This window comes from Stenotrophomonas sp. PFBMAA-4 (assembly GCF_030053215.1).
Taxonomy (GTDB): domain Bacteria; phylum Pseudomonadota; class Gammaproteobacteria; order Xanthomonadales; family Xanthomonadaceae; genus Stenotrophomonas.
This window is the reverse complement of sequence record NZ_JASGBW010000009.1, coordinates 110,043-136,721: the sequence shown is the minus strand read 5'-3', so window position 1 is coordinate 136,721 and position 26,679 is coordinate 110,043. Positions and strand designations below refer to the sequence as shown.

18 protein-coding genes are annotated in these 26,679 nt (G+C 68.9%); 9 read left to right on the top strand and 9 right to left on the bottom strand.

The window, feature by feature from the left end:
* Positions 1 to 390: 390 nt before the first annotated feature.
* The 3 genes from QMZ26_RS08315 to hemH all read right to left on the bottom strand — a co-directional run bounded on the left by QMZ26_RS08315 (position 391) and on the right by hemH (position 4,608).
* Positions 391 to 2,493 (bottom strand): methyl-accepting chemotaxis protein, encoded by a 2,103-nt coding sequence (locus QMZ26_RS08315; RefSeq protein WP_283221162.1) that lies wholly within the window; start codon positions 2,491 to 2,493, stop codon positions 391 to 393.
* Between the two features lie 310 nt (positions 2,494 to 2,803).
* A complete protein-coding gene (locus QMZ26_RS08310; protein WP_283221161.1) occupies positions 2,804 to 3,649 on the bottom strand; it encodes an alpha/beta hydrolase in 846 nt (281 codons plus the stop codon).
* Entirely contained in the window at positions 3,646 to 4,608 is a 963-nt protein-coding gene (gene hemH, locus QMZ26_RS08305; protein ID WP_283221160.1) for a ferrochelatase, read from the bottom strand. The genes QMZ26_RS08310 and hemH overlap by 4 nt, the downstream gene beginning before the upstream one ends.
* A gap of 165 nt (positions 4,609 to 4,773) precedes the next feature.
* Here hemH and QMZ26_RS08300 point away from each other — a divergent pair, with 165 nt between their 5' ends.
* The 4 genes from QMZ26_RS08300 to tatC all read left to right on the top strand — a co-directional run bounded on the left by QMZ26_RS08300 (position 4,774) and on the right by tatC (position 7,195).
* Complete coding sequence (locus tag QMZ26_RS08300; protein ID WP_283221159.1) at positions 4,774 to 5,658, top strand: YSC84-related protein; 885 nt, start codon at positions 4,774 to 4,776, stop codon at positions 5,656 to 5,658.
* A 74-nt stretch (positions 5,659 to 5,732) separates the two neighbouring features.
* Positions 5,733 to 5,960 carry a Sec-independent protein translocase subunit TatA gene (gene tatA / locus QMZ26_RS08295; RefSeq protein WP_108759268.1) on the top strand — a complete coding sequence of 76 codons (228 nt, stop codon included), beginning with the start codon at positions 5,733 to 5,735 and terminating at the stop codon, positions 5,958 to 5,960.
* Positions 5,961 to 5,975: 15 nt separating this feature from the next.
* Positions 5,976 to 6,449 (top strand): Sec-independent protein translocase protein TatB, encoded by a 474-nt coding sequence (tatB, locus tag QMZ26_RS08290; protein ID WP_283221158.1) that lies wholly within the window; start codon positions 5,976 to 5,978, stop codon positions 6,447 to 6,449.
* Positions 6,446 to 7,195: a twin-arginine translocase subunit TatC gene (tatC, locus tag QMZ26_RS08285; RefSeq protein ID WP_079224364.1), complete on the top strand. Its 750-nt coding sequence runs from the start codon at positions 6,446 to 6,448 to the stop codon at positions 7,193 to 7,195. The genes tatB and tatC overlap by 4 nt, the downstream gene beginning before the upstream one ends.
* An 80-nt stretch (positions 7,196 to 7,275) precedes the next feature.
* On the opposite strand, the gene QMZ26_RS08280 is transcribed toward tatC, so the two are convergent.
* Genes QMZ26_RS08280 through QMZ26_RS08270 form a run of 3 tightly spaced genes read right to left on the bottom strand, consistent with a single transcriptional unit; the run spans position 7,276 to position 10,769 of the window.
* Positions 7,276 to 8,175 carry a BPSS1780 family membrane protein gene (locus tag QMZ26_RS08280; protein WP_079225434.1) on the bottom strand — a complete coding sequence of 300 codons (900 nt, stop codon included), beginning with the start codon at positions 8,173 to 8,175 and terminating at the stop codon, positions 7,276 to 7,278.
* Between the two features lie 49 nt (positions 8,176 to 8,224).
* Entirely contained in the window at positions 8,225 to 8,968 is a 744-nt protein-coding gene (locus QMZ26_RS08275; RefSeq protein ID WP_200733591.1) for a glutamine amidotransferase, read from the bottom strand.
* The gene (locus QMZ26_RS08270; RefSeq protein WP_283221157.1) at positions 8,940 to 10,769 is read right to left on the bottom strand and encodes a GspE/PulE family protein; all 1,830 of its coding nucleotides are present in this window, start codon (positions 10,767 to 10,769) and stop codon (positions 8,940 to 8,942) included. Before QMZ26_RS08270 ends, QMZ26_RS08275 begins: the two co-directional genes overlap by 29 nt.
* Before the next feature lie 83 nt (positions 10,770 to 10,852).
* Between QMZ26_RS08270 and glyQ the strand changes: the two genes are divergently transcribed.
* From glyQ to QMZ26_RS08250, 4 genes are all read left to right on the top strand, one after another.
* The gene (glyQ, locus tag QMZ26_RS08265; protein ID WP_079224358.1) at positions 10,853 to 11,764 is read left to right on the top strand and encodes a glycine--tRNA ligase subunit alpha; all 912 of its coding nucleotides are present in this window, start codon (positions 10,853 to 10,855) and stop codon (positions 11,762 to 11,764) included.
* An 82-nt stretch (positions 11,765 to 11,846) separates the two neighbouring features.
* Positions 11,847 to 13,922, top strand: coding sequence for a glycine--tRNA ligase subunit beta (gene glyS, locus QMZ26_RS08260; protein ID WP_079224356.1), 2,076 nt, complete (start codon positions 11,847 to 11,849; stop codon positions 13,920 to 13,922).
* Between the two features lie 244 nt (positions 13,923 to 14,166).
* Positions 14,167 to 15,963 (top strand): autotransporter assembly complex family protein, encoded by a 1,797-nt coding sequence (locus tag QMZ26_RS08255; protein WP_108759262.1) that lies wholly within the window; start codon positions 14,167 to 14,169, stop codon positions 15,961 to 15,963.
* Positions 15,960 to 19,820, top strand: a complete 3,861-nt coding sequence (locus tag QMZ26_RS08250; RefSeq protein WP_283221156.1) for a translocation/assembly module TamB domain-containing protein — start codon at positions 15,960 to 15,962, stop codon at positions 19,818 to 19,820. Before QMZ26_RS08255 ends, QMZ26_RS08250 begins: the two co-directional genes overlap by 4 nt.
* 18 nt (positions 19,821 to 19,838) lie before the next feature.
* Here QMZ26_RS08250 and QMZ26_RS08245 read toward each other — a convergent pair whose 3' ends face one another.
* Genes QMZ26_RS08245 through QMZ26_RS08235 form a run of 3 tightly spaced genes read right to left on the bottom strand, consistent with a single transcriptional unit; the run spans position 19,839 to position 24,234 of the window.
* The gene (locus tag QMZ26_RS08245; protein ID WP_283221155.1) at positions 19,839 to 21,158 is read right to left on the bottom strand and encodes a J domain-containing protein; all 1,320 of its coding nucleotides are present in this window, start codon (positions 21,156 to 21,158) and stop codon (positions 19,839 to 19,841) included.
* A complete protein-coding gene (locus tag QMZ26_RS08240; protein ID WP_283221154.1) occupies positions 21,155 to 22,549 on the bottom strand; it encodes a hypothetical protein in 1,395 nt (464 codons plus the stop codon). Before QMZ26_RS08240 ends, QMZ26_RS08245 begins: the two co-directional genes overlap by 4 nt.
* Positions 22,546 to 24,234: a molecular chaperone HscC gene (locus tag QMZ26_RS08235; protein WP_200733598.1), complete on the bottom strand. Its 1,689-nt coding sequence runs from the start codon at positions 24,232 to 24,234 to the stop codon at positions 22,546 to 22,548. The genes QMZ26_RS08240 and QMZ26_RS08235 overlap by 4 nt, the downstream gene beginning before the upstream one ends.
* Positions 24,235 to 24,379: 145 nt before the next feature.
* On the opposite strand from QMZ26_RS08235, the gene QMZ26_RS08230 reads away from it, so the two are divergent.
* A complete protein-coding gene (locus tag QMZ26_RS08230) occupies positions 24,380 to 26,527 on the top strand; it encodes a S46 family peptidase (RefSeq protein ID WP_283221153.1) in 2,148 nt (715 codons plus the stop codon).
* The last annotated feature ends 152 nt before the right edge of the window (positions 26,528 to 26,679 follow it).

Genomic DNA, 26,679 nt, shown 5'->3' with positions numbered 1-26,679 from the left:
CTGCGCCGATGGTAGTGTGGCTCAAGCCATGCGAGAGTAGGTCATCGCCAGGGTTTATACCCAAAAACCCCGCTGCTTACGCAGCGGGGTTTTTTCTTTGCGCGTGATTGATCACGCCGCACCCATGAACTGCACGGAGCAACACCGCTAGTACCGGCCGCTGGCCGGCACAGGCGCGGCGTCCGCGCCTGCAGGAACGGCGGTGCCAACCAAGGTTGGCATCGACCAGAGCACCGGTGCGCGTAGATGGGGTAGCCCTATATAGATCCACGCAACGCGGTAGTGCCGGCCGTTGGCCGGCGCAGGCACAAGCACAGGCGCGGCAACCGCGTCCGCGAAAGGCAAAGGTGCCAACCAGGGTTGGCACCTGCCCATCGCAACTGCGGGGCCTCAGGCCAGCGCCACGTCCCGCGTTGCCTGCTGGCGGAACACCGCCACCGCTTCACTCAACGTGCCCGCCTGCAGCTGCAGCTCGCGTGCGGCGGCAGTGGCTTCCTCCACCAGGGCCGCATTCTGCTGCGTCGCCTGGTCCATCTGCACGACCGTCTGGTTGATCTGCTCGATGCCGCTGGACTGCTCCTGCGAAGCAGCGGAAATCTCCTGCATCAACGCACTCACGCTCTGCACGCCGCCCACGATGCCCTGCATGCGCTGCCCGGCATCGGCCACCAGCTGCGCGCCGGCCCCCACTTCACGGCCGGCTTCGTCGATCAGTTTCTTGATCTCCTGCGCGGCCGCCGCCGAGCGCTGGGCGAGCACGCGGACCTCACTGGCCACCACGGCGAAGCCACGCCCCTGTTCCCCGGCACGGGCAGCTTCGACGGCGGCGTTCAGGGCCAGGATGTTCGTCTGGAAGGCGATGCCATCAATCACGCCGGTGATGTCACCGATGCGCCGCGACGCTGCTTCGATGGCCTGCATGGTGTCGACCACCCGCTGCATCGCCTGGTTGCCGTCGTTCGCCGCGTCCTGTGTGGTCGCGGCCAGATCACTGGCCTGGCGTGCATGGCTGGCGTTCTGCCGCACGGTGGCAGTCAGCTCCTCCATCGACGCCGCGGTTTCCTGCAGATGCGCGGCCTGGCGCTCGCTGCGCTCGGACAGGGCATCGTTGCCGGCGGCGATCTCGCTCGCGGCGCCACGGATGGCCCCGGCACTGCGCTGGATGCGGCCGACCATGCGCGCCAGCTGGGTCGCGGTGGCGTTGGCATCGCGCTGGATGGCAGCGAAGGCGCCGTGGTACTCGCCTTCCATGCGCCGGTCCAGCTCACCGCGGGCCAGTGCGGCCAGCATCTGTCGAACCTCTTCGACCGTGCCACCCACCGTAGCCATCAACTGGTTGATGCCACCGGTCAGGCCATCCAGGAAGCTGGCCCCCTCGCTGGCCTGCAGGCGCTGTTCGAGGTCGCCGGCGGCCGCGGCCGCGACGATGCCGGCCACGGCGTTTTCCAGCGTCAGCTCATGGGTGCGGTCATGCCATTCCACGGCAAAGCCGAGCCGGGTGCCCTGGGCATCGAACACCGGGGTGACGACCTGGGCGAAATGCACCGGCCCGATCTGGATCTTGCCGTTGTGGGTGACCTGCAGGCCGTTGAGGATGGCGCGGATGCGCTCGGGGTTGGCGTGGAAACGATGGATGCTGCTGCCGACCAGCTGCTCGGCATCGAAATCGGGGAAGGCCTGGCTCAGCGTCGCCTGCTGGTTGCGCAGAAGGGCCACCACCGAACGGTTCACGTAGCGGATCACGTGGTCGTTGTCGGCGATCATCATCGCCGTGCGCGAGACATCCAATGCCTGGCGGATCTGCGCGTTGTCCGCATGCGCCTGTGCCTGCCGCTCCCGCTGCGCCTGCACGTGGCGGGCGGTATCGGCCAGTGCATGGGCGAGCGAACCTGCGGCGTACTCCCGCACGTTGCTGTGCGCGGACAGATCGGCGCCGGTGGCGATGGCGCGGGCCAGCGCAGCCAGTCGCTTCGGGCCATGGCCGAGCGCTTCGCTCTGCTGGCGCAGGCGTGTTGCGGTCTGCCCGAGCACGATGGCCAGCGCGGCCAGCGCTGCGGCGTGCAGCACGGCCGGCAGTATCGCCGCGCCCTGCAGCAGCGGCAGCAGCAGGGCGATCACCCCGACCCCGCCGGCCGACCACAGCGGCGGGCGATCACGGTGGCCGAGCAGCGCGGCCAGCAGCAGGCCGATCGGCAAGGCCGGGTTGAGACCACCGAGGTGGCAGAGCAGTACCAGCTGGGTGGCAACGATCACGGCCAGGCCGTTGCGGGCCAGCGCCCTGCCCGCGTGCGGGCCGCCCAGCCACGCGGCGGGCACCAGCACGGCCGCCGCCAGCACGCCGGCCAGGCCGCCGTGGCCACTCAATGCAGCGCCAAGCCCGAGCAGGGCCATGGCAGCGCTGCCCAGCAGCAGGCGGCGGTCACCGCGCCGTGCCAGTTGCTGCAGGTAGGGAAGGCGGTCCTGGTCGGGCGGGCGGGGGGATGCAACGGACATCGACGACTCCTGGATCAACGAACGGCAACGGCCCCGCGTACCGGCACGCACGACGGCGTGGCGATGGCAGGGCCAGGATTGCGCAGGGGGAAAAGGTGCGGATGGCAGGCGCCGGGGCCACATCCTGTGGGCGGCGGTGCGGACAGACAGGCATGCGGGCTTCCTTGCAGGACCACGAACAGCCGCAGGCCCGACCGGGCCCGCGTACAGCGGGCGCAGGGGCCCGCAACTGTTCTATCGGCCGTGCGCGCGTGGAGTGAAGCGCGCGCGGCCGTCCTCGCTCAGCCGCCGTTGCGTTGGAGCATCGCCATCAACGGGCGAGGAAGCCGTTGATGACCTCGGCGATCTGCGCCGGCTGTTCCATGTGCAGGTGGTGGTTGCCCGGGAACACGGCCAGGCGGCCATCGCGCAGGTGCTGCAGGCGCTGGCTGCGACCCGGCTCGGGATAGTAGGACTGTGCCGGCGTGGCGTAGATGACCTGGGTGGGGCAGGCGATGGCCTGCAGCAGGTTGTCGATCTGCCCTTCGCTGAGGCGGATGGCGGTGGGCAGCATCAGCCGCGGATCGCTGCACCAGCGGTAGCCGCCTTCGACCGGCTCGACGCCGCGCTCGACCAGCAGGCGGGCACAGCCCTCGCTGAGCTGGTTGGTCATCATCCGCGCGCGGATCGGCGCGGCCAATTCGGGGAATACCCGCAGCTGCTTCCGGGCCAGGGCGCGGGTGGCTGTCACATGCTCGCGCAGGCGGTCGGCGGTTTCTTCTTCCGGTCCGCGCAGGCCGCCCAGTGCTTCGATGGCGATCAACCGCTCAACCCGGTCACTGACCGCCGCGGTGAGGCTGGCGATGCCGGCACCCATCGAATGGCCCATCAGGGTGAAGCGGTCCCAGCCCAGCGCGTCGGCGACATCGAGCACGTGGGTGATCGCTGCCGGCGTGGTGTAGACCGCGCCCGCCGGCAGGTGTGCGCTGTGGCCGTGACCAGGCAGGTCGATGGCCACCAGGTCCAGATCGGGCAGGTGCGGGGCCAGCGGCACGAAGCTGGCGGCGTTGTCCAACCAGCCATGCAAGGCCAGCACGCGGGTGCCACCGGCAGGGCCGCCGCGCAGACCCGCCACGCGCGCACCGGCCACGTCCATCGCGAACGGTTGCAGGCTCATGCCAGCGATGCCACGGCGAGGCGTGCCAGGGCACGGGCGTGTTCGGGTTCGGCGTTGAGGCAGGGAATGTAGCGCATCTGCGCGCCGCGCTCGGCCAGGGTTTCGGTGAAGCCCATCGCCACTTCTTCCAGCGTTTCCAGGCAGTCGGTGGCAAAGCCCGGGCAGACCACGTCGATCTGCTTCACGCCCGCTTCGGCCAGCGCCCACAGGCTCGGCTCGGCGTAGGGCTGCAGCCAGCGTTCGCGGCCGAAGCGCGACTGGTAGCCGAGCTGCCACTCATCGGCAGCCAGCCCCAGTGCGTTGGCGATGGCCTGCGCGCTGGCTTCGCAGCGCTGCGGGTACGGATCGCCGGCATCGGCCAGCCGCTGCGGGATGCCGTGGAAGGAGAACACCAGCTTCTGGCCACGGCCGTGCTGCTGCCAGTAGCGCTGGATGGAGCCGGCGACGGCGGCGACCCAGTCCGGGTCGATCGAGTAATCCTGCACCAGGCTGATGGTGATGCCGGGATGGCGGCGCTGCCACGCATCGACGCGGTCTTCGATCGACGCGGTGGTGGTGGTCGAATACTGCGGGTACAGCGGCAGCACGACGATGCGGCGCACGCCTTCGGCGGCCAGGCGGTCGAGCTCGGCGGTGAGCGCGGGCGCGCCGTAGCGCATGGCATGGCGCACCCGCAGATTGGGCAGCAGCGCCTGCATGGCTTCGGCCAGGCGGCGGGTATGCACCATCAGCGGCGAGCCTTCCGGCAGCCACACCAGGGCGTACTTCGCCGCTGAACGGCCGCTGCGCAACGGCAGGATCAACCCGCGCAGCAGCGGCTGCCAGAGCAGCGCCGGAATCGAGACCACGCGGGGGTCGGACAGGAATTCAGCCAGGTAACGGCGTACGGCGGGAGCCGTCGGCGTCTCGGGCGTGCCTAGGTTGACCGCCAGCACGGCGGTATCGGGTGCGTCGAGCATGGTCGATATTGTCGCCGATCCGGCGCCGCGCCGGGATGCAGGGTTTGGATCGTGTCGATGCAGGGGGTTTATCCGAATGGGCCGCGCTCATTGGATATTCATGACAACGCTACTAATTTCAGTCACTTGCTATATCTTCCTATGGACTGACTTCTGGAGCCCGCCATGCGTCGCCCGATCCAAGCCCTGCTGATCGCCGCCAGCCTGCTGTCCAGCCAGGCCATGGCCGGACCGCAGGAAGACCAGCGCGCCCGCAACGCGGTGCGTGTGCTGGCTGAAATCCAGGAAATTCCCGAGCAGGGCATTCCGGACAAATTGCTCGACGAAGGCCGCGCGGTCATCGTCATTCCCGACACGATCAAGGCCGGTCTGGTCATCGGCGGTCGCCGTGGCCACGGCCTGATGTCGGTGCGCATGCCCAATGGCGCGTGGTCGAACCCGGTGTTCATCAAGCTCACCGGCGGCAGCATCGGCTTCCAGGCCGGCGTGCAGTCCTCCGACGTGGTGCTGGTGTTCCGCAACGACCGCAGCCTGGACAACCTGGTCAACGGCAAGTTCACCCTGGGCGCCGATGCCGGCGTGGCCGCCGGTCCGGTGGGCCGCAACGCCGCCGCCGCCACCGATGGCCAGCTGAAGGCCGAGATCTGGTCGTGGTCGCGTGCCCGCGGCCTGTTCGCCGGCGTCGCCCTGGATGGCGCGGTCCTGCAGATCGACGATGCCGCCAACCTCGATGCCTACGGCGGCAACACCACGCCGCGGATGATCTTCGAAGGGCGAGCCGCCGGTGCGCCGTCGATGGATGTGGTCGCCTTCCGTGACCGCCTGGAAGAGGCGACCTACGCCGCCCGCAACAACCGCACCGGCAACGGCAGCACGGCCAGTGCCCCGCCGCCGCCGGTCCAGGCGCCTGTTCAGGTACCGGTCCCGGCCCCGGCCGAAGCGACCACCGCGCCGCTGCAGAACATGCCGCAGACCCCGCCGCCGCAGCAGCAGGGTTTCCAGCCGGTCGGCGACGGTGAGATCCGTACCGAGACGCTGGGCGGCAACTGACTTTCGTCACGCGCGCCGGCTTACAGCCGGTGCGCTATGCTCGACAGCCTGATCACTACGTAACGAGCGTCTTTATGGGCGGTTTGAGCATCTGGCATTGGTTGATTGTCCTGGCCGTGGTTCTGTTGGTGTTCGGCACCAAGCGGCTGACCAGTGGCGCCAAGGATCTCGGCTCGGCGGTGAAGGAATTCAAGAAGGGCATGCGCGACGACGACAAGCCGTCGGCGCAGCTGGGCGACGAGTCGCGCAGCCAGGACGCCTCGCGCACCGCGCAGGACGAGCACGACCGCAACGCGCGTTGATCCGGAGCGGTTGCGGTGTTTGATATTGGTTTCAGCGAACTGCTGGTGATTGCAGTGGTCGCCCTGGTGGTGCTCGGTCCCGAGCGCCTGCCCAAGGCGGCCCGCTTCGCTGGCCTGTGGGTGCGTCGCGCCCGCAACCAGTGGGATTCGGTGAAGCAGGAACTGGAGCGCGAACTGCAGGCCGAGGAGATCAAGCGGCACATGCAGGACGTGCGGCAGGGCATGCAGGACACCGAGAACCAGCTGCGTGCCAGCGGCGAAGCGGTGCGCCGTGAGGTGAGCGAAGCACAGCAGCAGGGCGATGACCTGGCCCGGGAAGTGCGCGCGCCGGCCCCGGCGCAGACGCCGCCGCACCTGGCCGAAGACCCCGCAGTGCCCGCAGCGGCGCAGGACAGCGGTTCGATGCCGCCCACCTCTACCGACGTTTCCGCGGATGCGCCCACCCACCCCGTGGCCGATGCGCCCGTTCCGCCGGAGCGCCAGCCATGAGCGAACATGATTTCGGCGAAAGCTCGCTGGTCGAGCACCTGGTTGAACTGCGCGCGCGCCTGATCCGCGCACTGCTGGGCTTTGGCGTGGTGCTGCTGGGCCTGCTGCCGTTCACCCAGAAGCTTTACAACACGCTGGCCGAACCGCTGGTGTCGCAGCTGCCGAACGGGCAGACGATGATCGCCACCAACCCGGCCGGTGCCTTCTTCGCGCCGCTGAAGCTGACCTGCTTCGTCGCCCTGTTCGTGGCCGTGCCGTGGCTGCTGTACCAGCTGTGGGCCTTCGTCGCACCGGGCCTGTACGCGCGCGAGAAGCGCCTGGCGGTGCCGCTGCTGGTGTCGTCGGTGCTGCTGTTCTACACCGGCTGTGCGTTCGCCTACTTCCTGGTGCTGCCGGCGGTGTTCCACTTCCTCACCACCTTCAGCCCGGAAGTGATCGCGATCACCCCGGATGCGAACGCCTACCTGGACTTCGTGCTGGCGATCTTCTTCGCCTTCGGTGGCAGCTTCGAGCTGCCGGTGGCGATGGTGATCCTGGTGCTGCTGGGCTGGGTGACGCCGCAGCAGTTCAAGGAAGGCCGTGGCTACGCGATCGTCGGCATCTTCGTGCTGGCGGCGGTGCTGACCCCGCCGGACGTGGTGTCGCAGCTGATGCTGGCGATCCCGATGTGCCTGCTGTACGAGCTGGGCATCCACGCCGCGCGCTGGCTGGTGCCGTCTTCAGTGGTGAAGAAGCCCGCAGCCTGAAACGGGAACGCCGGGCATGGCCCGGCGTTGCGCGTTGGTCCGTTTCATCCACGCATGGCGTGGATCTACCCAGGTGCAGGTCAGGCGTGGAAGACGTCGCTGCCGGTGTCGGCTGTTTCCTGCACGCGGCCGCGGTGCGCGAACATCTGCTTCCAGGCCGCGTAGATCGCGCCCATGTACAGCGGCAGGAACACCGTATAGGTGATGACCTGGCCGACGAATGCAGCGAACATCGGCCCAGCCACGTATATCGCGATGGCGGTGAGGATGGTGAGGCCGAGGTAGGCGAAGAACAGGGTGATCAGGCCCAGTACGCTGAACACCAGCACCGCGCCGATGTTCTCGATGCAGCCCTGCAGGCTCAGGCGCAGCGCGTGCATGCCGCTCTGCCGGTCGAACACCACCAGTGCCGGCTGGGTGAACATGGCCATCACCAGCGCCACCAGCGCGACGGTCACCAGCACCAGCCACAGCAGGATGCGCTTGACTGGCAGGTCGGCCATCAGCGCCATGGTCTGCTGTTCGCTCATGGGCTGGCCACTCCTGGCCACTTCCTGCATCTGTCCCCAGACATCACCAAAGGCCTTGAAGCCTTCGGCGCCGATCATGAAGTACAGCAGTGCGCCCAGCAGGATGATGGCCAGCGCGTAGATCGCCATCGGCACCAGCAGGTGGCTGACGCGGTGGTTGCGGATCGGCTGCAGCAGGTGCGACGCCGTTGCCTCGCGACCATGGTCGATCTCGCCCACGGCGTACAGCATTCCGCCGATCAGCAGTGGTGCGATGGCCAGTGACAGGACCTGTACCACCAGGCCGATGACGCTGGGCAACAGCACCGCCAGCAGGGTTGCCAGCCAGGTGACAGCCATTCCGAGGAGGCCGAGCCGTGCCAGCTGCAGCGGCGCGCGACCGTACATGGTGAAAGTGTCCAGCAACCATTGGGCGCCCGATGAAGCTGGCAGTTTGCGAATCTCTTTCATGGACATCCGAAGGGATCAGGTGGAGGGCACGCGGCCCCACTGTCGCGGATTATCCCTGTTTTGCGCCGGCCGCACCTGAAGACCGGGCCTGGCGGACGAAGCGGCGCAACAGCTGGCGGGCCAGGGGCGCGGCGCTGACCGCGCGCTCGATGCTGCGTGCGCAGCCGCCGTGGCGGCCGATGCAGTCGGCGCGGGCGCGGATGTAGCCACGCATGTGGTGGGTGGCGAACTCGGGGTGGAACTGCACGCCCCAGGCCTGGCGGCCCCAGCGGAAGGCGTGGCAGCCATCCAGCGGCGAGCGCGCCAGCACGGCGGCGCCCTCCGGTGCGCGCAGCACGGTCTGCAGGTGGGTGGCGTGGGCCGGGAAGTGGCTGGGCAGGCCGCCGAACAGGGGATCCTCGGCGGCGGCCGGGTCCAGCGCCAGTTCGATCGTGCCCGACTCGCGCCCGGCCGGGTTGTAGGCCACTTCGCCGCCGAGCGCATGCGCCAGCAGCTGGTGGCCGTAGCAGATGCCAAACACCGGCAGGCCATCGTGGGCCACCTGGCGCAGCCAGGCGGCGCTGCGCTCGCTCCACTCGGCCTGATCGGTGACGTAGGCGGCCGAGCCGGTCACCAGCACGCCGGCAAAGGCGCGGGCGTCGGGCAGGTGGTCGCCGTGCTCGACGTCGACCACCACCGTTTCGTGTTCTTCCAGCCCGGCGGCGACGCGGATCCAGTGCGGAAAACGGCCGTAGCGCCGCAGGGACGGCACCGGGCGGCCGGTTTCAAGGATCAGGAACGGTGCTGGATTCATCCGGGGGCGGCAGGACTGACAGGACTTCCTCGATTGTAGTCAGCCCCTGCGCCACCTTTTCAAGCCCCGCCTGGCGCAGGGTTCGCAGTCCTTCAGCCTGTGCGGCACGGCCGAACGTGGCCAGATCCATGTCCGCGCGGATCAGCCTGCGCAGCCGCGAACCCAATGGCAGCAACTCATACAGGCCGATGCGGCCGAGGAAACCGGTGCGCCGGCACTCCAGGCAACCGACCGGCCGACAGGGCGTGGCGGCATCTGGATATGCAGCATGGCTATCAGCCAGCACCGCCCAATCGGAGGGCCCGAGGGTGTGCGGCTGCTTGCAGTGCGGGCACAGGGTACGCACCAGGCGCTGGGCCAGGATGCCGTTGATGGTGCTGGCCAGCAGGTAATGCGGCACGCCGATGTCGAGCAGGCGGGTGATGGCCGAGGCCGCATCGTTGGTGTGCAGCGTGGACAGCACCAGATGGCCGGTCAGCGAGGCCTGCACCGCCATCTGCGCGGTCTCCAGGTCGCGGATCTCGCCGATCATGATGATGTCCGGGTCCTGCCGCAGCAGGGTGCGCACGCCGCTGGCGAAGTCCAGGTCGATGTTGGCCTGCACCTGCATCTGGTTGAACTCCGGCGAGATCATCTCGATCGGGTCCTCCACCGTGCACACGTTCACGTCCGGCGTGGCCAGCCGCTTCAGGGTGGAATACAGGGTGGTGGTCTTGCCCGAACCGGTGGGGCCGGTGACCAGCACGATGCCGTGCGGGCGCTCGACCAGGGCGCTCCAGCCGGCGGCCTCCTGCGGGCTGAAGCCGAGCTGGTCGATGCTCTTGAAGGCCGCGTCCGGATCGAAGATGCGCATCACGCACTTCTCGCCGAAGGCGGTGGGCATGGTCGACAGGCGCATTTCGACTTCGCGGCCACCGGGCGAACGGGTCTTGATGCGGCCGTCCTGGGGGCGCCGGCGCTCGGCCAGGTCCATGCGGCCGAGCACCTTGATGCGGCTGACCACGGCGGTCATCACCGCTGGCGGCACCTCGAACACCTTGTGCAGCACGCCATCGATGCGGAAGCGCATGCGCCCCATCTCGCGGCGCGGCTCCAGGTGGATGTCCGAGGCGCGTTGTTCGTAGGCGTACTGCAGCAGCCAGTCGACGATGTGGACGATGTGCTGGTCATCGGCGTTGACGTCACCGGCCCGGCCGAGCTCGACCAGCTGCTCGAAGCTGGGCAGGGTGGTGTTGGCTTCGCCGCGCACGTCGCCGCGGGCCCCGCGCACCGAGCGCGTGACCCCGAAGAACTCCATCGTGTAGCGGTGCAGGTCGAGCGGATTGACCATCGCCAGCTCGATCTGGCGCCGGGTCAGGTGCTGCAGGTCGCGGCGCCATTCCTGGGCCAGCGGCTCGCTGGTGGCCACCAGCACGCGCTCGGCATCCACCGCCAGCGGCAGGAAACGGTGGCGGCGGGCATAGGCGTGCGAGGCCACGGCGGTGACCGAGGCGACGTCGACGCGGGTCGGGTCGATGCGCAGGTAGCGGCAGCCGGTGCGCCGGGCCAGCCATTCGGTCAGGCGTTCCAGGTTCAGCTCGCCGCCCTCGCTGGCGGCCAGCTTGAGGTTGGACAGCAGCACCAGCGGGTGCACTTCGCTGGCGTTGCGCGCGCCCTGTGCCGAAAAGCGCACGCGGTCGCGGTCACGCTCGGCGATCAGGCCATCGGCCAGTGCGGCAGCGGCCACCTGCTCGAACTGCAGGCGCCCTGGCGGCAACGGGGGCGGTGCCCCGGGCGTGCCTGCCGGCAGCCGGTGTTCCATCTGCCTGCTCCTCCCGGGTACGGAATGCCCCGCAGGTCGGCCGTTATACTAGCGCACCCCTCTGCCGGCCAAGAATCGTCCGCATGTCCGCGACCCCGACCGTTCCGATCACCTTCCAGGGCCTGATCCAGACCCTGAACCAGTTCTGGGCCCAGCAGGGCTGCGTGCTCATCCAGCCGCTCGACCTGGAGGTGGGCGCCGGTACGTTCCACCCGGCCACCTTCCTGCGTGCGATCGGCCCGGAAGGCTGGAACGCGGCCTACGTGCAGCCTTCGCGCCGCCCCACCGACGGCCGCTACGGCGAGAACCCGAACCGCCTGCAGCGCTACTACCAGTACCAGGTGGCGATGAAGCCGGCGCCGGACAACATCCAGCAGCTGTACCTGGATTCGCTGAAGGCACTGGGCATCGACCCGCTGGTGCATGACCTGCGCTTCGTCGAGGACAACTGGGAATCGCCGACGCTGGGCGCCTGGGGCCTGGGCTGGGAAGTCTGGCTCAACGGCATGGAGGTGACCCAGTTCACCTACTTCCAGCAGGCCGGTGGCCTGGAATGCCGCCCGGTGCTGGGCGAGATCACCTACGGTCTCGAGCGCCTGTGCATGTACCTGCAGAACTGCGACAACGTCTACGACCTGGTCTGGACCTACGGCCCGGATGGCCAGCCGGTGACCTACGGCGACGTCTACCACCAGAACGAGGTGGAGCAGAGCACCTACAACTTCGAACACGCCGACGTGGAAGAAATGTTCCACCGCTTCGACGCGTGCGAGCGCGAGGCGCAGAAGCTGGTGGAAGTGAACCTGCCGCTGCCGGCCTACGAACAGGTGATGAAGGCCAGCCATACCTTCAACCTGCTCGATGCGCGCCGCGCGATCAGCGTGACCGAACGCCAGCGCTACATCCTGCGCGTGCGTGCGCTGGCCCAGGCGGTGGCCAAGGCCTACTACGAGCAGCGCGAGAAGCTGGGCTTCCCGGGCGCGAAGAAGGCCTGACGGCCTCGCTGCTTTTCATCACCCCATTGCCCCGGGGCGCCGGCCGCGTCGCGCGCTGCGCCCCCACCACAGGATTGAAACGATGAGCCAACTGTCCCCCCTGCTGATCGAACTGGGCACCGAGGAGCTGCCGGTCAAGGCGCTGCCGGGCCTGGCCCAGGCCTTCTTCGATGGCGTTGTCGACGGCCTGCGCAAGCGTGGCGTTGAACTGGAACTGGGCGATGCCCGCCCGCTGTCGACGCCGCGCCGCCTGGCCGTGCTGCTGCCCGGCGTCGGCCTGGAACAGCCGGAACAGCGCAGTGAAGTGCTGGGCCCGTACCTGAACATCGCACTGGACGCCGAAGGCCAGCCGACCAAGGCCCTGCAGGGCTTCGCCGCCAAGGCCGGGATCGACTGGACCGCGCTGGAAAAGACCAGCGACAACAAGGGTGAGCGCTTCGTGCACCGTGCGGTGAGCCCGGGTGCGCGCACCGCTGCGCTGCTGCCGGAGATCCTGCGCGAGGCCATCGCTGCGATGCCGATTCCCAAGCCGATGCGCTGGGGCGACCACGACTGGGGCTTCGCCCGCCCGGCGCACTGGCTGGTGCTGCTGCACGGCAACGATGTGGTGGACGCCGAGCTGTTCGGCCTGAAGGCCGACCGCATGAGCCGCGGCCACCGCTTCCACCATGACAAGACCGTGTGGCTGAGCCAGCCGCAGGATTACGTCGAATCGCTGCGCGCGGCCAAGGTGCTGGTCGACCCGGCCGAGCGCCGCGAGCGCATCGTGGCCGAGGTCGAGGCCGCTGCCGGCCAGGCCGGTGGCAGCGCCCGCATCACCGAGGACAACCTGGAGCAGGTGGTGAACCTGGTCGAGTGGCCGGCGGCGGTGCTGTGCAGCTTCGAGCGCGCGTTCCTGGCCGTGCCGCAGGAAGCGCTGATCGAGACGATGGAGATCAACCAGAAGTTCTTCCCGGTGCTGGATGACAGCGGCAAGCTGACCGAGAAGTTCATCGGCATCGCCAACATCGAATCGAAGGACGTGGCCGAAGTGGCCAAGGGCTACGAGCGCGTGATCCGCCCGCGCTTCGCCGATGCCAAGTTCTTCTTCGATGAAGACCTGAAGCAGGGCCTGGAATCGATGGGCGAGGGCCTGAAGACGGTGACCTACCAGGCCAAGCTGGGCAGCGTGGCCGACAAGGTGGCGCGCGTGTCGGCGCTGGCCGAAGTGATCGCGGCGCAGGTCGGTGCCGACCCGGTGCTGGCCAAGCGTGCCGCCCAGCTGGCCAAGAACGACCTGCAGTCGCGCATGGTCAATGAGTTCCCGGAACTGCAGGGCATCGCCGGCCGCCACTACGCCGTGGCCGGTGGCGAATCGCCGGAGGTGGCGCTGGCCATCGACGAGGCCTACCAGCCGCGCTTCGGTGGCGATGACATCGCCCTGTCGGTGCTGGGCAAGGTGCTGGCGATTGCTGAACGCGTCGATACGCTGGCCGGCGGCTTTGCCGCGGGCCTGAAGCCGACCGGCAACAAGGATCCGTTCGCCCTGCGCCGCAACGCGCTGGGCCTGGCCCGCACGATCATCGAGAGCGGCTTCGAGCTGGACCTGCGCGCGCTGCTGGCCAGCGCCAACGCCGGCCTGGCCGCGCGCAACGTGCAGGCCGACGTGGCTGAGCTGTACGACTTCATCCTCGACCGCCTGAAGGGCTACTACAGCGACAAGGGCGTGCCGGCCACGCACTTCAACGCGGTGGCCGAGCTGAAGCCGGCCTCGCTGTATGACTTCGACCGCCGCCTTGACGCAATCGGCACGTTTGCCGCGTTGCCGGAAGCCGAGGCGCTGGCCGCGGCCAACAAGCGCATCCGCAACATCCTGCGCAAGGCCGAAGGCGACATTCCGGGCCAGATCGACGCATCGCTGCTGCAGGAAGACGCCGAGCGCGCGCTGGCCGAAGCGGTCACCGCGGCCATCGACGACACCGGCGCCAGCCTGCACCAGAAGGACTACGTGGCCGTGCTGGCGCGCCTGGCCCGCCTGCGCCCGCAGGTCGATGCGTTCTTCGATGGCGTGATGGTCAATGCCGAAGACCCGGCCCTGCGTGGCAACCGCCTGGCGCTGCTGACGATGCTGGGCGAGCGCCTGGGCAAGGTGGCGGCGATCGAGCACCTGTCGAGCTGATCGGGGTGCGCCTATCCACGCATGGCGTGGATCTACCAGGCAAGGGCACGCTTGGCGTGGATGGGTGGGTAGTGCCGGCCGCTGGCCGGCGGCTTTTCGTGCGGCCGCGCTGTGCGCTCGCCGGGCATGGCCCGGCGCTACCCATATCGTGCAGATGGCGCGCATAAAGTTGCGCATCTTGACTGCAACTTAACAACCGATCCCCATTCGTGCGCTGCATTTCGCATCGTCACGCGCGGTCGGTATGCTGTGCCGCATGCAGCCAAAGAAATACGCCCTCCCGCTGATGGTCCTGACCCTGGCCACCACGTCCGTGGCCCATGCGCGCGGCACCATCGACAAGGTGGACATCAAGGGATTGGACAAGGGCGACGACGCCGCGATCATCGAGAACATCCAGGAATCGCTGACGCTGTACGACACCATCGGCAAGGAACAGGGCGAGTCGCGGCTGGAATACCTGCTGTCGCAGGCCGAGCGGCAGACCCGCGAGGCGCTGGAGCCGTTTGGCTACTACAACCCGGTGATCACCGTGGAAGCGCCCCGCCAGGACGAGCGCGTGCAGGTGCATATCCGGGTGGAGAAGGGCGAGCCGGTGCGGGTGCGCCGCGAGCACATCGACATCACCGGCCCTGCCATGTACGACCAGTACCTGCAGGACGACCTGGCCGCATTCAAGCCGCGCAAGGGCCAGCGCTTCGAACACACCCAGTACGAAGCCAGCAAGATCACCATCACCCGGCGCCTGGCCGAGCGTGGCTACTTCGATGCCGACTACACCCAGCGCCAGGTGCAGGTCACCCGCGCGGAAAACGCTGCCGACATCGACCTGACCTGGGACAGCGGCCGCCGCTACAACATGGGCCCGGTGACGTTCGAGCAGGACTACTTCGTCGACAAGCTGTTCGACCCGCTGGTGTACTGGGAACAGGGCAGCTACTTCCACGAAGGCAAGCTGGACCGCCTGCGCGAGTCGCTGACCAAGCTCGATTACTTCAGCGTGATCGACATCCAGCCGCGGCCCGACCAGGCCGATGAGAACGGCGAAGTGCCGGTGGACGTGAAGCTGACCCGGGCCAAGCGCACCATCTACACCTCGGGCCTGAGCTACGGCAGCGAGAGTGGCGCGGGTGTGCGCGGCGGCATCGAGCGGCGCTACGTGAACAGCCGCGGCCACAAGATGAACACCCAGCTGGACTATGCGCAGAAGCGCAAGAGCCTGACCAGCACCTACCGCGTGCCGGCGTTCAAGTGGCTCGATGGCTGGTACGGGTTCACCGCCAGTGCCTACGACGAGCAGACCGACTACATCGACCTGCGCAACTTCAAGCTGATCGCCAGCCGCAGCGGGCAGATCAACGAGAACTGGACCGCCATCGCCTCGATGAACGCCCTGCGCGAGCGCTGGCGCTACGCCTCGGGCACCGAGTTCACCAATGCGGTCTACAACACTTCGACACTGGTCTACCCGCAGCTGGTTGCCGACTACGTCAACGTCGACGATCCGCTGTTCCCGCGCAGCGGCATCAGCGGCACCGCCACCCTGCGCGGCGGCATCGAGGGCGCCGGTTCGGATACCAGCTTCGTGCAGGCCAACGCGGTGCTGCGCTGGTACATCCCGGTGGGCCAGAGCGATCGCCTGATCCTGCGCGGCGAAGGCGGTACCACCTGGACCAGTGACCTGGTGGCGATGCCGCCGAGTCTGCGCTACTTCGCCGGTGGCGACCGCAGCATCCGCGGCTACGCCTTCCGTGAAGTGGGCCCGCGTACGCCGGCCCCGGACAAGTACGCGCTCGGCGCGAAGAACCTGGTGGTCGGCTCGGCCGAGTACGAGCATTACTTCAAGGGCGGCCCGTGGGGTGCGGCGGTGTTCGTCGACACCGGCAGCGCGTTCGACAACACCATCGACCTGCATACCGGCGTGGGCTTCGGCGTGCGCTGGAAATCGCCGGTGGGGCCGGTGCGCGTGGACATCGCGCACGGCCTGAACAACCCTGATTCGCAGTTCCAGCTGTACCTGAACATCGGAGCGGACCTGTGAGCGCGCAGACCCCGGACACCCGCACTCCGCCGCCGCCGCGCGTGCGTTTCTACCGCCGCCGCCGTTTCTGGGCATGGTCGGGCGTGGGCGTGATCGGCCTGGTGCTGCTGGCACTGCTGGCCGTGTACTGGCTGCTGCAGACCGTGGCCGGCCGCGATGTGCTGCTGGCCCAGGTGGTGGCGCGCCTGCCGGTGGGCGCCAGCTTCACCTGGGACAAAGCGGACGGCCCGGTGGCCGGGCCGCTGACCCTGTACAACGTCGATTTCCGCTACGACGACATCCACTTCCACGCCGAACGCGCGCACCTGGAGCCGGACCTGCGCCCGCTGCTGGGCCGCAAGCTGCAGCTGGACAAGCTGGAACTGACCAACGCCACGCTCAACCTGGCCAAGAGCGATGAGCCGTTCAAGCTGCCGTCGTGGCCCGATTCGCTGCCGCAGATCGAGATGCCGCTGGCGATCCAGGCCGATGTCATCGCCATCGATGGGTTCCGCATCAGCCAGGCCAACGAACCGGTGATCGACATCAGCCGCGTGCGCGGCGGCATCGAGATCGCCAACGGTGAATTCCAGGCCCGGCAGCTGGTCGTGGCCAGCGACATGGGCGATTTCACCGCGCAGGGCCGCTACATCCCGGCCAAGGATTACGACACCGACGTGACCGTGACGGCCGTGCTGCCGGCACCGCGTGGACGCACCGCCGCGACCCTGGGCCTGGTGGCGCGTGGCGACCTGGCGCACATGGAAGTGGCCGTGGCCGGCCGTGCACCGCAGCCGCTGAAGGCGATGCTGGTGTTCGACGGCCGCACCGACCCGACCTGGAATGCCACGGTCCGCAGCGACGAGCTGGACCTGGCACTGCTGTCGCCGGCGCTGGCGACCTCAGGCATCGCGCCGCTGGCACTGGATTTCACCGCCTCGGGCAAGGGCGGCAACGCCAACCTGCACGGCCGGGTGAAGCAGGGCGAGCAGGAACTGGAGCTGGCGCCGTCGGTGGTTTCGCTGCAGGACCAGGTGCTGAAGGTCTCGCCGTTGGTGGTGAAGGGCCTGGGCGGCGAAGCACGCCTGCAAGGCACCGCTGATTTCAGCCAGGAAGACCAGCAGAAGCTCAATTTCTCGGTGATCGCGCAGAACCTGACCTGGGTGCCGGCGCCGGACCCGAACACCGCCGGCAGCGCACCGATGCCGGTGACGCTGAAGGAAGCGCGCTTCGGCCTGGCCGGCACGCTGCAGGCCTGGGCCGCGATCGGCCGTGCCGACGTGCAGCGCGAGGAACAGAAGGCACAGCTGCGCTTCGACGTGCGTGGCAACGACAAGGCCGCGCAGATCCACCAGCTGCAGGCACAGACCCCGGGCGGGCAGCTGCAGGTGGAAGGCCAGGTGGCCTGGTCGCCGCAGCTGGACTGGGATGCCAAGGCGACGCTGAAGGACTTCGACCCGGGCTATTTCGTGCCGGGCTGGAATGGGCGGCTGTCCGGCAATCTTGCGTCCAAGGGCCAGCAGCTGCCGCCGCCGGCCAATGCACCGGCCGGTACCACCGGCACGCTGCAGGCGACGGTGGACCTGCCGTCGCTGAAGGGCACGCTGCGCCAGCGCAACGTCGACGCGCAGGGCAAGTTCGCCCTGCAGGGCGAACAGGGCCAGGGCGAGCTGAAGCTGACCGTGGGCAGCAGCCGGGTGACCGCGTCGGGCAAGGTGGGTGACCGCCTGGACATCGACGCACGCTTCGAGCCGCTGCAGCTGAGCGACCTGCTGCCCGGCGCCGATGGCGGCCTGCGCGGCCAGGTGCAGGTGAAGGGCCCGCGCGATGCGCCGGACATCACCGCCGACCTGGTCGGCAACAACCTCAACTGGGATGGCTACGGCGCCGAAAGCCTGAGCATCAAGGGCCACCTGCCGTGGCGTGGCGACAGCGGCACGCTGGCCGTGCAGGGCCAGCAGGTCAACGCGGGCATGCTGCTGGAGCGATTGAACGTGGATGCGCAGGGCAGTGTTTCCAACCTGCGCCTGGCCGCACAGACGCGCAACGAGATGGGCGCGATCGACCTGCAGGGCAGCGTGCGCCAGCAGGGCACGCAGTGGCGCGGTGAACTGGCCGCGCTGCGCATCGCACCGATGAAGGGCGATGCGTGGTCGCTGCGGGCACCGGCGACCTTCGCCATCAACGGCAGCAACTACACGCTGTCCGAAGCCTGCCTGGCCACCACCGGCGGTGGCGCGCTCTGCGCGCAGGCCAACTGGCCGCGCGAGGGCGTGGTGGTGCGCAGTGATGCGCTGCCGCTGTCGCTGGTGCAGCCGTGGCTGCCGCCGCAGTCGGGCCGCCGCATCTACCTGCGTGGCGATGTCAGCCTGGACGCGCAGATCCGCCCGCGCGGCAATGCCTGGGAAGGCCACGTGGAAGTGCGCTCGAAGGAAGGCGGCGTGCGCCTTGGCGAGATCCGCAACGCCGGCACCGACAGCACCCGCGGCGAACTGGTGCGCTATGACCAGTTCTCGCTGAAGCTGGACATGACCCCGGCCAGCATCAAGGGCTACCTGGGCCTGGGCTTCCAGGGCAACGGCTTCGTCGATGCGAAGATGCAGACCGGCTGGGAAGCCAGCGCGCCGTTGAACGGCGAGCTTTACCTCAACATGTCGCGGCTGTACTGGCTGGAGCTGTTCTCGCCGGACATCGTGCGCCCCACCGGCTTGATCGAAGGCCACGTGAGCCTGCGCGGCACGCGCGGCCAGCCTTCGCTGGGCGGCGATGCCACGCTGAGCAACTTCAAGGGCGAGTTCCCGGCGCTGGGCCTGACCTTCGACCAGGGCAAGGGCAGCTTCGTGGCCCAGCCCGATGGCTCGGCCAAGATCACCGCGCAGGCCAATTCGGGCCAGGGCACGCTGTATGTCGACGGTGGCCTGTCCTGGTTCGGCGATGCACAGCCGCTGCAGCTGAAGATCCATGGCGAGAACGTGCTGGTGTCCAACACCAGCGAACTGCGCATCGTCGCCAACCCCGATCTCGACTTCACCCTGGCCAAGGCGGCGATGGAGCTGCGCGGCACCGTCAACGTGCCCGAGGCCGATATCGACCTGGAGCGCCTGGACCGCGGCACCTCGGTGTCCGAGGACGTGGTGGTGCTGGACCCGGCCGACCCGGAGGAGTCGCGTACCTCGCCGCTGGACATGGACCTGACGGTGAGCCTGGGCGACAAGGTGAAGATGACCGGCTTCGGCCTGAAGGGCGGGCTGACCGGCAAGATGCAGGTGTGGGCCAAGCCCGGCCGCGAGATGACCGCCAATGGCGGGCTTGAGGTGAGCGGCCGGTACAAGGCCTATGGCCAGGACCTGACCATCACCCGCGGCAACCTCAACTGGAACTACAACGCCGTCTCCGATCCGCGCATCAACATCCGCGCCGAACGCCGCATCGGTGATGTCACCGCCGGCATCGACGTGACCGGGCGCGCGCAGCAGCCGCGCGCGGATGTCTGGTCGGACCCGGCGATGTCGCAGTCCGAAGCGCTGGCCTACCTGGTGCTGGGCCGCAGCCTGACCAATGCCAGCACCGACCAGACCCAGCAGGTCACCGCGGCCTCGGCGGCGCTGTCGGCCGGCAGCGGCCTGCTGGCCTCGCAGCTGGGCGCCAAGCTGGGCCTGGACGATGCCGGCGTGAGCCAGTCGCGCGCGCTGGGCGGTTCGGTGATCGGCTTCGGCAAGTACATCTCGCCCAAGCTGTACGTCGGCTACGGCGTGTCGATGGTGGGCGCCGGTTCGGTGCTGACCCTGAAGTACCTGCTGCGCCGCGGCTTCGACGTGGAAGTGGAATCGAGCACGGTGGAAAACCGCGGCTCGCTGAACTGGCGCCGCGAGAAATGACCCCGTCGCCGGCTGCGATCAACGGTTGAACCAGCGCAGCTGGTCGCGGTGGGCGTGCAGGTCCTTGGCCCAGTAGACCAGGGCCACCACCAGCGCGGGCACGATCAGCAGGATGGCGATCAACGTGCCTGCGCCGCCGGCTTCCTCCCCGGCCGGCGCGCAGCGCTTCACGAAGCGCTGGCGGGCCATGCGCAGCACCACGGCGCTGGCCACCAGCAGCACGGGCAGCGCGGTGAAGGGAACCTCGGTGGTGCTGCGCAGTGCGAGGTGGAACGCCCCCATCACCGCGGCGACCGCCAGCGGAATGGCCAGGATGCGCAGCCCCGGCAGGACCGTTGCAGCGTGCTCCGGCAGCGACTGCCAGCGCACGATCGCACGCAGCACCATGGAGCTGAGCCACAGCACCGGGGCCAGCAGCACCGCAACCGCGATGAGCAGTGCCGCGCGCTGGCCTCCGTCCAGCAGGCCATCGGACGAGGCGGGCAGCGGCCAGCTGGCGACCACGCCCCAGGTGCAGAGCAGCCCCAGGGCCAGTGCCACCAGCAACGTGCGCAGGCCGCCGGCCTGCCAATGGATGGCGTCGTCCTCGCGCCCGAAGCGTGACCAGAACGCCACCTGCCCGGCATCCAGGCCCGGTGGCAGGCGCAGGTCGTGCCAGTAGCCCAGCGCCGCCAGCAGGTTGATCGCCTGGTGTGCGCGCGACGGCGGCAGGGTGCTCAGCAGGTTGCGCCAGGCCGGGCGCGGTTCGCGCAGGCTGGGCAGCACATCGCTGCCGGGCACCAGCAGGGTGTCGCTGATGCCTGAGTAGCGGACCGCCAGCGCACCCGCACCGTCCGGCGACAGCAGCCAGCGCTGTTCGCAGCGGCGTGCCACGGCATCCAGCCAGTGCATGTCCCAGCCCCGTACCGGGTCATCCCAGCCGAAGCATTCACCGAGCACGTCGAAGCGCGTGCGTGGCAGGGCGGGTTCGTTGTTCACCAGGTGCTGCAGTACGGCCTGGCCAATGAGACGCTTGCCGTGCAGCGACCACAGCTCCGGTTGCTGCTGCAGGGTCTGCCGCAGGAGCGCGTCATCGCCCTGTGCGGCCACCTCGACCAGCTGCGCGGCAACGGCATCGTGGTCCACCTCGTGTGTCGACGCCTGCGGCGCGCTGTCCGCGGGCGGTGCCACATCGCCGGCCAGCTGCGCCAACGCGGCCTGGTAAGCCTCGTGCAGCTGCTGGAACGCCACCGGATCATCTTCGGGCCGGGTGACCCGCAGCTGCCTGGCATAGGCGCGCTTGATGGCGCGTTCGTCGGCGTCGGCGTCCAGCCCCAGCCGTTGCATCCAATCAGTCATGCCCACTGGCCCCGCACATTGCGCCAGCCATCCCACAGCCAGAGCACGAGCGTGGCGACCAGGGCCAGTTCGGCCACCACCACCATCATGACCGTCAGCTTCAGCAGCGGCAGCGCGGCCAGCAGCAGCCAGCCGTTGAAATGCACTTCCAGGCGGCTGCGCTTCCAGAAGCGCACCAGGGCCAGCACCAGCGCCGACCACGCCACCGCCGTGCCGGCCACGCGCAGGTCCAGGACGTGGATCAGCACCACCGCCATCACCGCCAGCAGCGGAATCAGCAGCAGGCGCGGGTAGCGCCCGCGTGGTGCGGCGGGTTCATCGCTGCTCTGCCAGCGCAGCAGCGTGTGCAGCGGCGGTGCCAGCGCACCCGACACGGTCAGCGCGAGCAGCGCCCACAGTGCAAGCTCGGCGAAACGCTGCATGGGCCATGCGTCAGGCTCGCTGCTCTTCAGCACGCCATACCCCAGGATCAGCGCCGACAGGGCGAGGCCACTGGCGATGCCACGCAGCAGGCCCTGCAGGCCGCGCACCACGCTCATGCGGTCGCGCTGGCCGATGCGCAGCCAGAAATCGACCTGCTGCGCGCGCAACGGTGCGGGTGCATCGGTGGCATCGTCGATGCACAGCACGTCCAGCGTGCGGTTGAGGTCGCGCCCCCGCATCGGCGGCAGCGACGTCAGCAGGGCCTGCCAGGCCTTCCACGGGCGTGACAACCAGGCCAGGTGGTCGCGCGCGCCGGTGATGGTGGAAGGCAGCCCGTTCTGCCGCAGCAGCTCGGCCAGTCGCCCATGGTTGCGCGGCTGCACCACCCAGCTGCGATGCATCTGCAGGCGGTGCGCGTGCAGCGCATAGGGGTCGATGCCGCTGTGCAGATCATTCCAGCCGAAGGTCTCGACAAGCACCTCGCTGATGCCCATCGACAGCGGCGGGACGTGGTTGCACAGCTGGGCCAGCACCGCCTCGCCGATGGCAGGCTTGCTGTACAGCGACCACAGCTCGGGCTGCTGCGCCAGCCAGTCGCGCAGCGGGCCCACCTCCAGCTGCAAGGCCCGGGTCAGGATGCCGTGCGCGCTGGCGGCCACGTCCACGGTCTGTGGGGGCGGGGGTGGGGCATCGGCGAACGCCCTGTCCGCAGGCGCGGGCGCAGGCGCAGGTTCGAGCGCGGGTTCGGGTCCGCTGGCTACGTGGGCGCTGGCGGCGCTTGCTGCTTCCAATGGCACCGGCCGCTGCTGCACCCATGCAAGCGCGGCCTGGTAGGCCTCATGCAGCTGCTGGAACGCGGCCGGGTCATCGTCGGGGCGGGTCACCCGCAGGCGCTGCGCGTAGGCGCGCTTGATCGTGCGCTCGTCGGCGTCCTCGTCCAGCGCCAGCACCTCCAGGCCCCAGCTCATGCATCGCGCTCCAGCATGTCCAGCGCCTGGGACAGCTCGCGGCGCTGCTGCTCGATGTGGTGCAGGTCCTGGCCGTCCAGGGCATGGCGGAACTGCATCAGCCAGCCCTGCAGCGTGTCGCGGTGGTGGATGAACTCCTCGTACAGTCGCTCGGCGCGGGCCACCACGGCCAGGTTCTGCTGGGTGTCGCGCGGGTGGATCTTCAGGCCCTGCAGGGCGGCCAGGCGCTGCTGGATCTCGGTGGGCGACAGCAGGCCTGGGTTCTGCTCCAGGATCAGCTCATGGCGCAGGCCGCTGGCGTCCTCGGTGACTTCCACCTGCAGCAGGCCGTTGATGTCGTAGGTGAAGCGGGTGGTGACGCCGCGTTCCTCCAGCGGCCCGCGATGGGTGAGCGGCACGCGCAGCTCGCCCAGCTTGATGTTGCGGTCCACGGTCGGGCTTTCGCCCTGGTAGATGTCGATCACCACTTCGCGCTGCTGCTCCTGGATGGGGAAGAAGCGATCCTCGCGGCTGACCGGCACCACGCTGTTGCGCTGGATGATCGGGTGGAAATAGCCTCCGCGCGACTGCCCGTCGGCGGTGCGGCGCGACACCTGGGTGCCCAGCGTGTAGGGGCAGACATCGGTCAGCACCACTTCGCGCAGGGCCTCGTCGCGACCCTTCAGGCCGGCGGCGACGGTGGCACCCAGGGCGATGGCATGGTCCGGGTGGATATGGCGCAGGGGCAGCCGGCCGAACATGCGGGTGACCAGGCGGCTGACCATCGGCATGCGTACCGCGCCGCCCACCAGCACGATGTCGTCCAGTGCGTCCGGCTGCAGCCGTGCATCGCGGATGGCGCGCTCGATCGGGCCGCGCATGCGCTGCAGCAGGGGATCGCACAGCCGGGCGAATGCCGCCTCGTCCAGCGACCAGTGCAGTTGGCGCTCGCCCAGCGCCAGCTCCAGCGTGCTGCTGCCGCTGTGGCTCAGTTCGCGCTTGAACAGTTCCAGATGCCGCAGCAGCTGCGCCTTCTCGCTGGCGGCCAGCGTGGCCAGGTCCAGCCGCTGGTCGGCCAGCAGGGCGTCCAGCAGCACGCGCGAGAAATCCTCGCCGCCCAGGAAATTGTCACCGGCACTGGCATGGACTTCGACCACCCCGTCGAACAGCTCCAGGATCGAGACATCGAAGGTGCCGCCGCCCAGGTCCAGCACCAGCACGCGGCCTTCGCCCTCGCGCTGCTGCAGGCCATAGGCCAGTGCTGCTGCCGTGGGCTCGTTGATCAGGCGCTCGACGCGGATGCCGGCCAGTTCGCCGGCGCTGCGCGTTGCCTTGCGCTGCGCATCGGAGAAGTACGCCGGCACGCTGATCACCGCCTCCTCCACCTTCTGCCCGAGCGCGGCCTCGGCATCGGCCAGCAGCGAGCGCAGCACCAGTGCCGACAGTTCCTCGGGGCGGAAGCTGCGGTCGCCCAGGCGGGTCTGCCGGTCGGTGCCCATCCAGCGCTTGAAGTTCGCCACGCTGTGCGCCGGATGGCTGACCAGGCGGTCGCGCGCCGGTTGCCCGACCAGCACCGCGCCATCGGCCAGGCTGACCACCGAGGGCGTCAGCAGCTCGCCGTGTGCATTGGGGAACAGCCGCCCGCCGCCAGCCTCGTAGATGCCCACCAGCGAATGGGTGGTGCCCAGGTCGATACCGACGATCATGCTGCTTCCCTGACTGCATGTGATGGAGCGCCGATTGTAGGCTGGACGAGCGGCCGATGAACGCGCCACCCCCAACCATCGGCCGTTGCCCCATCCGCCCCCAGCGGCTATGGTCCCGGGCTGTTCTGTACTGCCGGAAATGCCGATGCCTGCCCGTAAAACCCTTCCTGCCGCCCTGGCCCTGGGCCTGACCCTCGCTGCAGGCGCCCACGCCGATGAAGGCATGTGGATGCCGACCCAGCTGCCGGAGCTGGCCAAGCCGCTGCAGGCGGCCGGCTTCAAGGGCAACCCGGCCGAGCTGGCCAACGTCACCGCGCCGCCGCTGAGCGCGGTGGTGCGTGCCGGTGGTGGCACCGCCTCGTTCGTTTCCGCCGATGGCCTGCTGCTGACCAACCACCACGTGGCGATGGGCGTGATCCAGTACAACAGCTCGCCCGAGCACGACCTCATCAACGGCGGTTTCATCGCCCAGGGCCGCGCCGACGAGCGCCCGGCCAACCCGGACTTCCGCGTGCTGGTCACCGTCGGCTTCGACAAGGTGACCGACCAGGTGCTGGCCCAGGCCCGCGGCAAGACCGGCCGCGCCTACTTCGACGCCGTCGATGCGGCCAGCAAGCAGATCGTGGCCGAGTGCGAGAAGGACGGCAGCGTGCGCTGCTCGGTGGCCAACATGTACTACGGCACCGATTTCTACCGCATTGCCCAGCTGGAGCTGAGCGACGTGCGCCTGGTGTACGCACCGCCGCGCGCCATCGGCAACTACGGCGACGAGATCGACAACTTCATGTGGCCGCGCCACACCGGCGATTTCACCCTGCTGCGCGCCTACGTCGGCAAGGACGGCAAGCCGGCCGCCTACAGCAAGGACAACGTGCCCTACCAGGCGCCGGCGCACCTGCAGATGTCGGTGGAAGGCCCGAAGGAAGGCGACTACGCGATGCTGGCCGGTTACCCGGGCATCACCTACCGCCACCGCACCGCGGCCGAATTCGCCGGCCAGATCGACACCGTGCTGCCGCGCCGGGTCTCGGTGTTCCAGCAGATGATCGATACCATCGAGGCGGCCAGCGCCAACGATGCGCAGGCACGCACCCGCTACGCCTCGCAGCTGCAGTCGCTGAAGAACAACCGCAAGCGCGCCGCCGGCGAGCTGGAAGGCCTGCTGCGCAGCGATGCCAAGGCCCAGCGCGCTGCCGACGAAACCGCCATGCTGGCCGCCACCGACCGCAAGTACCAGGCCGACATCAAGGCGCTGCTGGCCAACCTGTCGCAGGGCGCGGCGGTGGGCGAGCGTGACCTGCTGCTGGACCAGATGGCCGCGCAGACCCAGCTGCTGCGCTCGGCCCTGCTGCTGGAACGCCTGCGCATCGAATCGGCCAAGCCGGATGCGCAGCGCGAGACCGGCTACCAGCAGCGCGACCAGGCGATGATCGAGGGCGTGCTCAAGCAGGTGCAGCGCCGCTACGCACCGGAGGTCGAGAAGGCCCTGCTGACCCGCCTGCTGACCCGCTACCAGCAGCTGCCGGACGCGCAGCGCGTGGCCGAGTTCGACGCCGCCTTCGGCCGTACCCCGGCCGAGCTGGCCAAGGCCCTGGATGGCCTGTACACCGGCACCCAGCTGGGTGACGAGGCCCAGCGCCTTTCGCGCTTCGCCGCCGCCCGCGAAGGCAAGGCCCTGGCCGCCGATCCGCTGGTGGCCGTGGCCGGCCCGCTGGTGGCCGCGCAGCTGCGCATCGAGAACGAGAGCAAGACCCGCGAAGGCGAGCAGCTGCGCCTGCGCCCGGCCTACATGCAGGCGCTGTTCGCCTGGCGTGCCAAGCAGGGCCGCGCGGTGTACCCGGATGCCAACCGCACCCTGCGCATCAGCTACGGCAAGGTGGAGGCGCTGCATCCGCGTGACGGCGTGACCTATTCGCCGGTGACCACCGTGGCCGGCATCGTCGAAAAGAACACCAACGCCTACCCGTTCGATGCACCGAAGCCGCTGCTGGCCGCCATCGCCAAGGGCGATTTCGGCAGCACCGCCGACCCGGCGCTGAAGACCCAGACGGTCAACTTCCTGACCAACCTGGACACCACCGGCGGCAACTCCGGCTCGCCGGTGCTCAATGCCAAGGGCGAACTGATCGGCCTGAACTTCGACAGCAACTGGGAATCGGTCAGCGCCAGCTGGTGGTTCGACCCGCGCTTCAAGCGTGCCGTGCACGTGGACATGCGCTACCTGCGCTGGCTGCTGGCCAAGGTCTACCCGGCGCCCGAGCTGCTGAAGGAAATGGGCGTGCCGGCCGAATAAGGCCGCTTCTGGGTGGGTGCCCATTGATTGCCGGTAGGTGCCCACCGTCCACCTCTTCTGGTGGGTGCCCACTGTCAGTGGGCACGGATGCCCCGTCACGACCAACGGTCGTGACCTACCAGAATGGCCAACGGTCGTGATCTACTGGCCCC

What these genes read in the sequence shown, in the direction of transcription:
- tatA (WP_108759268.1), top strand. Translation starts at nt 5,733, where the DNA reads ATGGGCGGTTTGAGCATCTGGCATTGGTTGATTGTCCTGGCCGTGGTT.
- QMZ26_RS08270 (WP_283221157.1), bottom strand. Translation starts at nt 10,769, where the DNA reads ATGGAACACCGGCTGCCGGCAGGCACGCCCGGGGCACCGCCCCCGTTG.
- QMZ26_RS08235 (WP_200733598.1), bottom strand. Translation starts at nt 24,234, where the DNA reads ATGATCGTCGGTATCGACCTGGGCACCACCCATTCGCTGGTGGGCATC.
- glyQ (WP_079224358.1), top strand. Translation starts at nt 10,853, where the DNA reads ATGTCCGCGACCCCGACCGTTCCGATCACCTTCCAGGGCCTGATCCAG.
- hemH (WP_283221160.1), bottom strand. Translation starts at nt 4,608, where the DNA reads ATGCTCGACGCACCCGATACCGCCGTGCTGGCGGTCAACCTAGGCACG.
- QMZ26_RS08280 (WP_079225434.1), bottom strand. Translation starts at nt 8,175, where the DNA reads ATGAAAGAGATTCGCAAACTGCCAGCTTCATCGGGCGCCCAATGGTTG.
- QMZ26_RS08300 (WP_283221159.1), top strand. Translation starts at nt 4,774, where the DNA reads ATGCGTCGCCCGATCCAAGCCCTGCTGATCGCCGCCAGCCTGCTGTCC.
- tatC (WP_079224364.1), top strand. Translation starts at nt 6,446, where the DNA reads ATGAGCGAACATGATTTCGGCGAAAGCTCGCTGGTCGAGCACCTGGTT.
- QMZ26_RS08315 (WP_283221162.1), bottom strand. Translation starts at nt 2,493, where the DNA reads ATGTCCGTTGCATCCCCCCGCCCGCCCGACCAGGACCGCCTTCCCTAC.
- QMZ26_RS08245 (WP_283221155.1), bottom strand. Translation starts at nt 21,158, where the DNA reads ATGACTGATTGGATGCAACGGCTGGGGCTGGACGCCGACGCCGACGAA.
- QMZ26_RS08255 (WP_108759262.1), top strand. Translation starts at nt 14,167, where the DNA reads ATGCTGTGCCGCATGCAGCCAAAGAAATACGCCCTCCCGCTGATGGTC.
- QMZ26_RS08275 (WP_200733591.1), bottom strand. Translation starts at nt 8,968, where the DNA reads ATGAATCCAGCACCGTTCCTGATCCTTGAAACCGGCCGCCCGGTGCCG.
- QMZ26_RS08240 (WP_283221154.1), bottom strand. Translation starts at nt 22,549, where the DNA reads ATGAGCTGGGGCCTGGAGGTGCTGGCGCTGGACGAGGACGCCGACGAG.
- QMZ26_RS08230 (WP_283221153.1), top strand. Translation starts at nt 24,380, where the DNA reads ATGCCTGCCCGTAAAACCCTTCCTGCCGCCCTGGCCCTGGGCCTGACC.
- glyS (WP_079224356.1), top strand. Translation starts at nt 11,847, where the DNA reads ATGAGCCAACTGTCCCCCCTGCTGATCGAACTGGGCACCGAGGAGCTG.
- QMZ26_RS08310 (WP_283221161.1), bottom strand. Translation starts at nt 3,649, where the DNA reads ATGAGCCTGCAACCGTTCGCGATGGACGTGGCCGGTGCGCGCGTGGCG.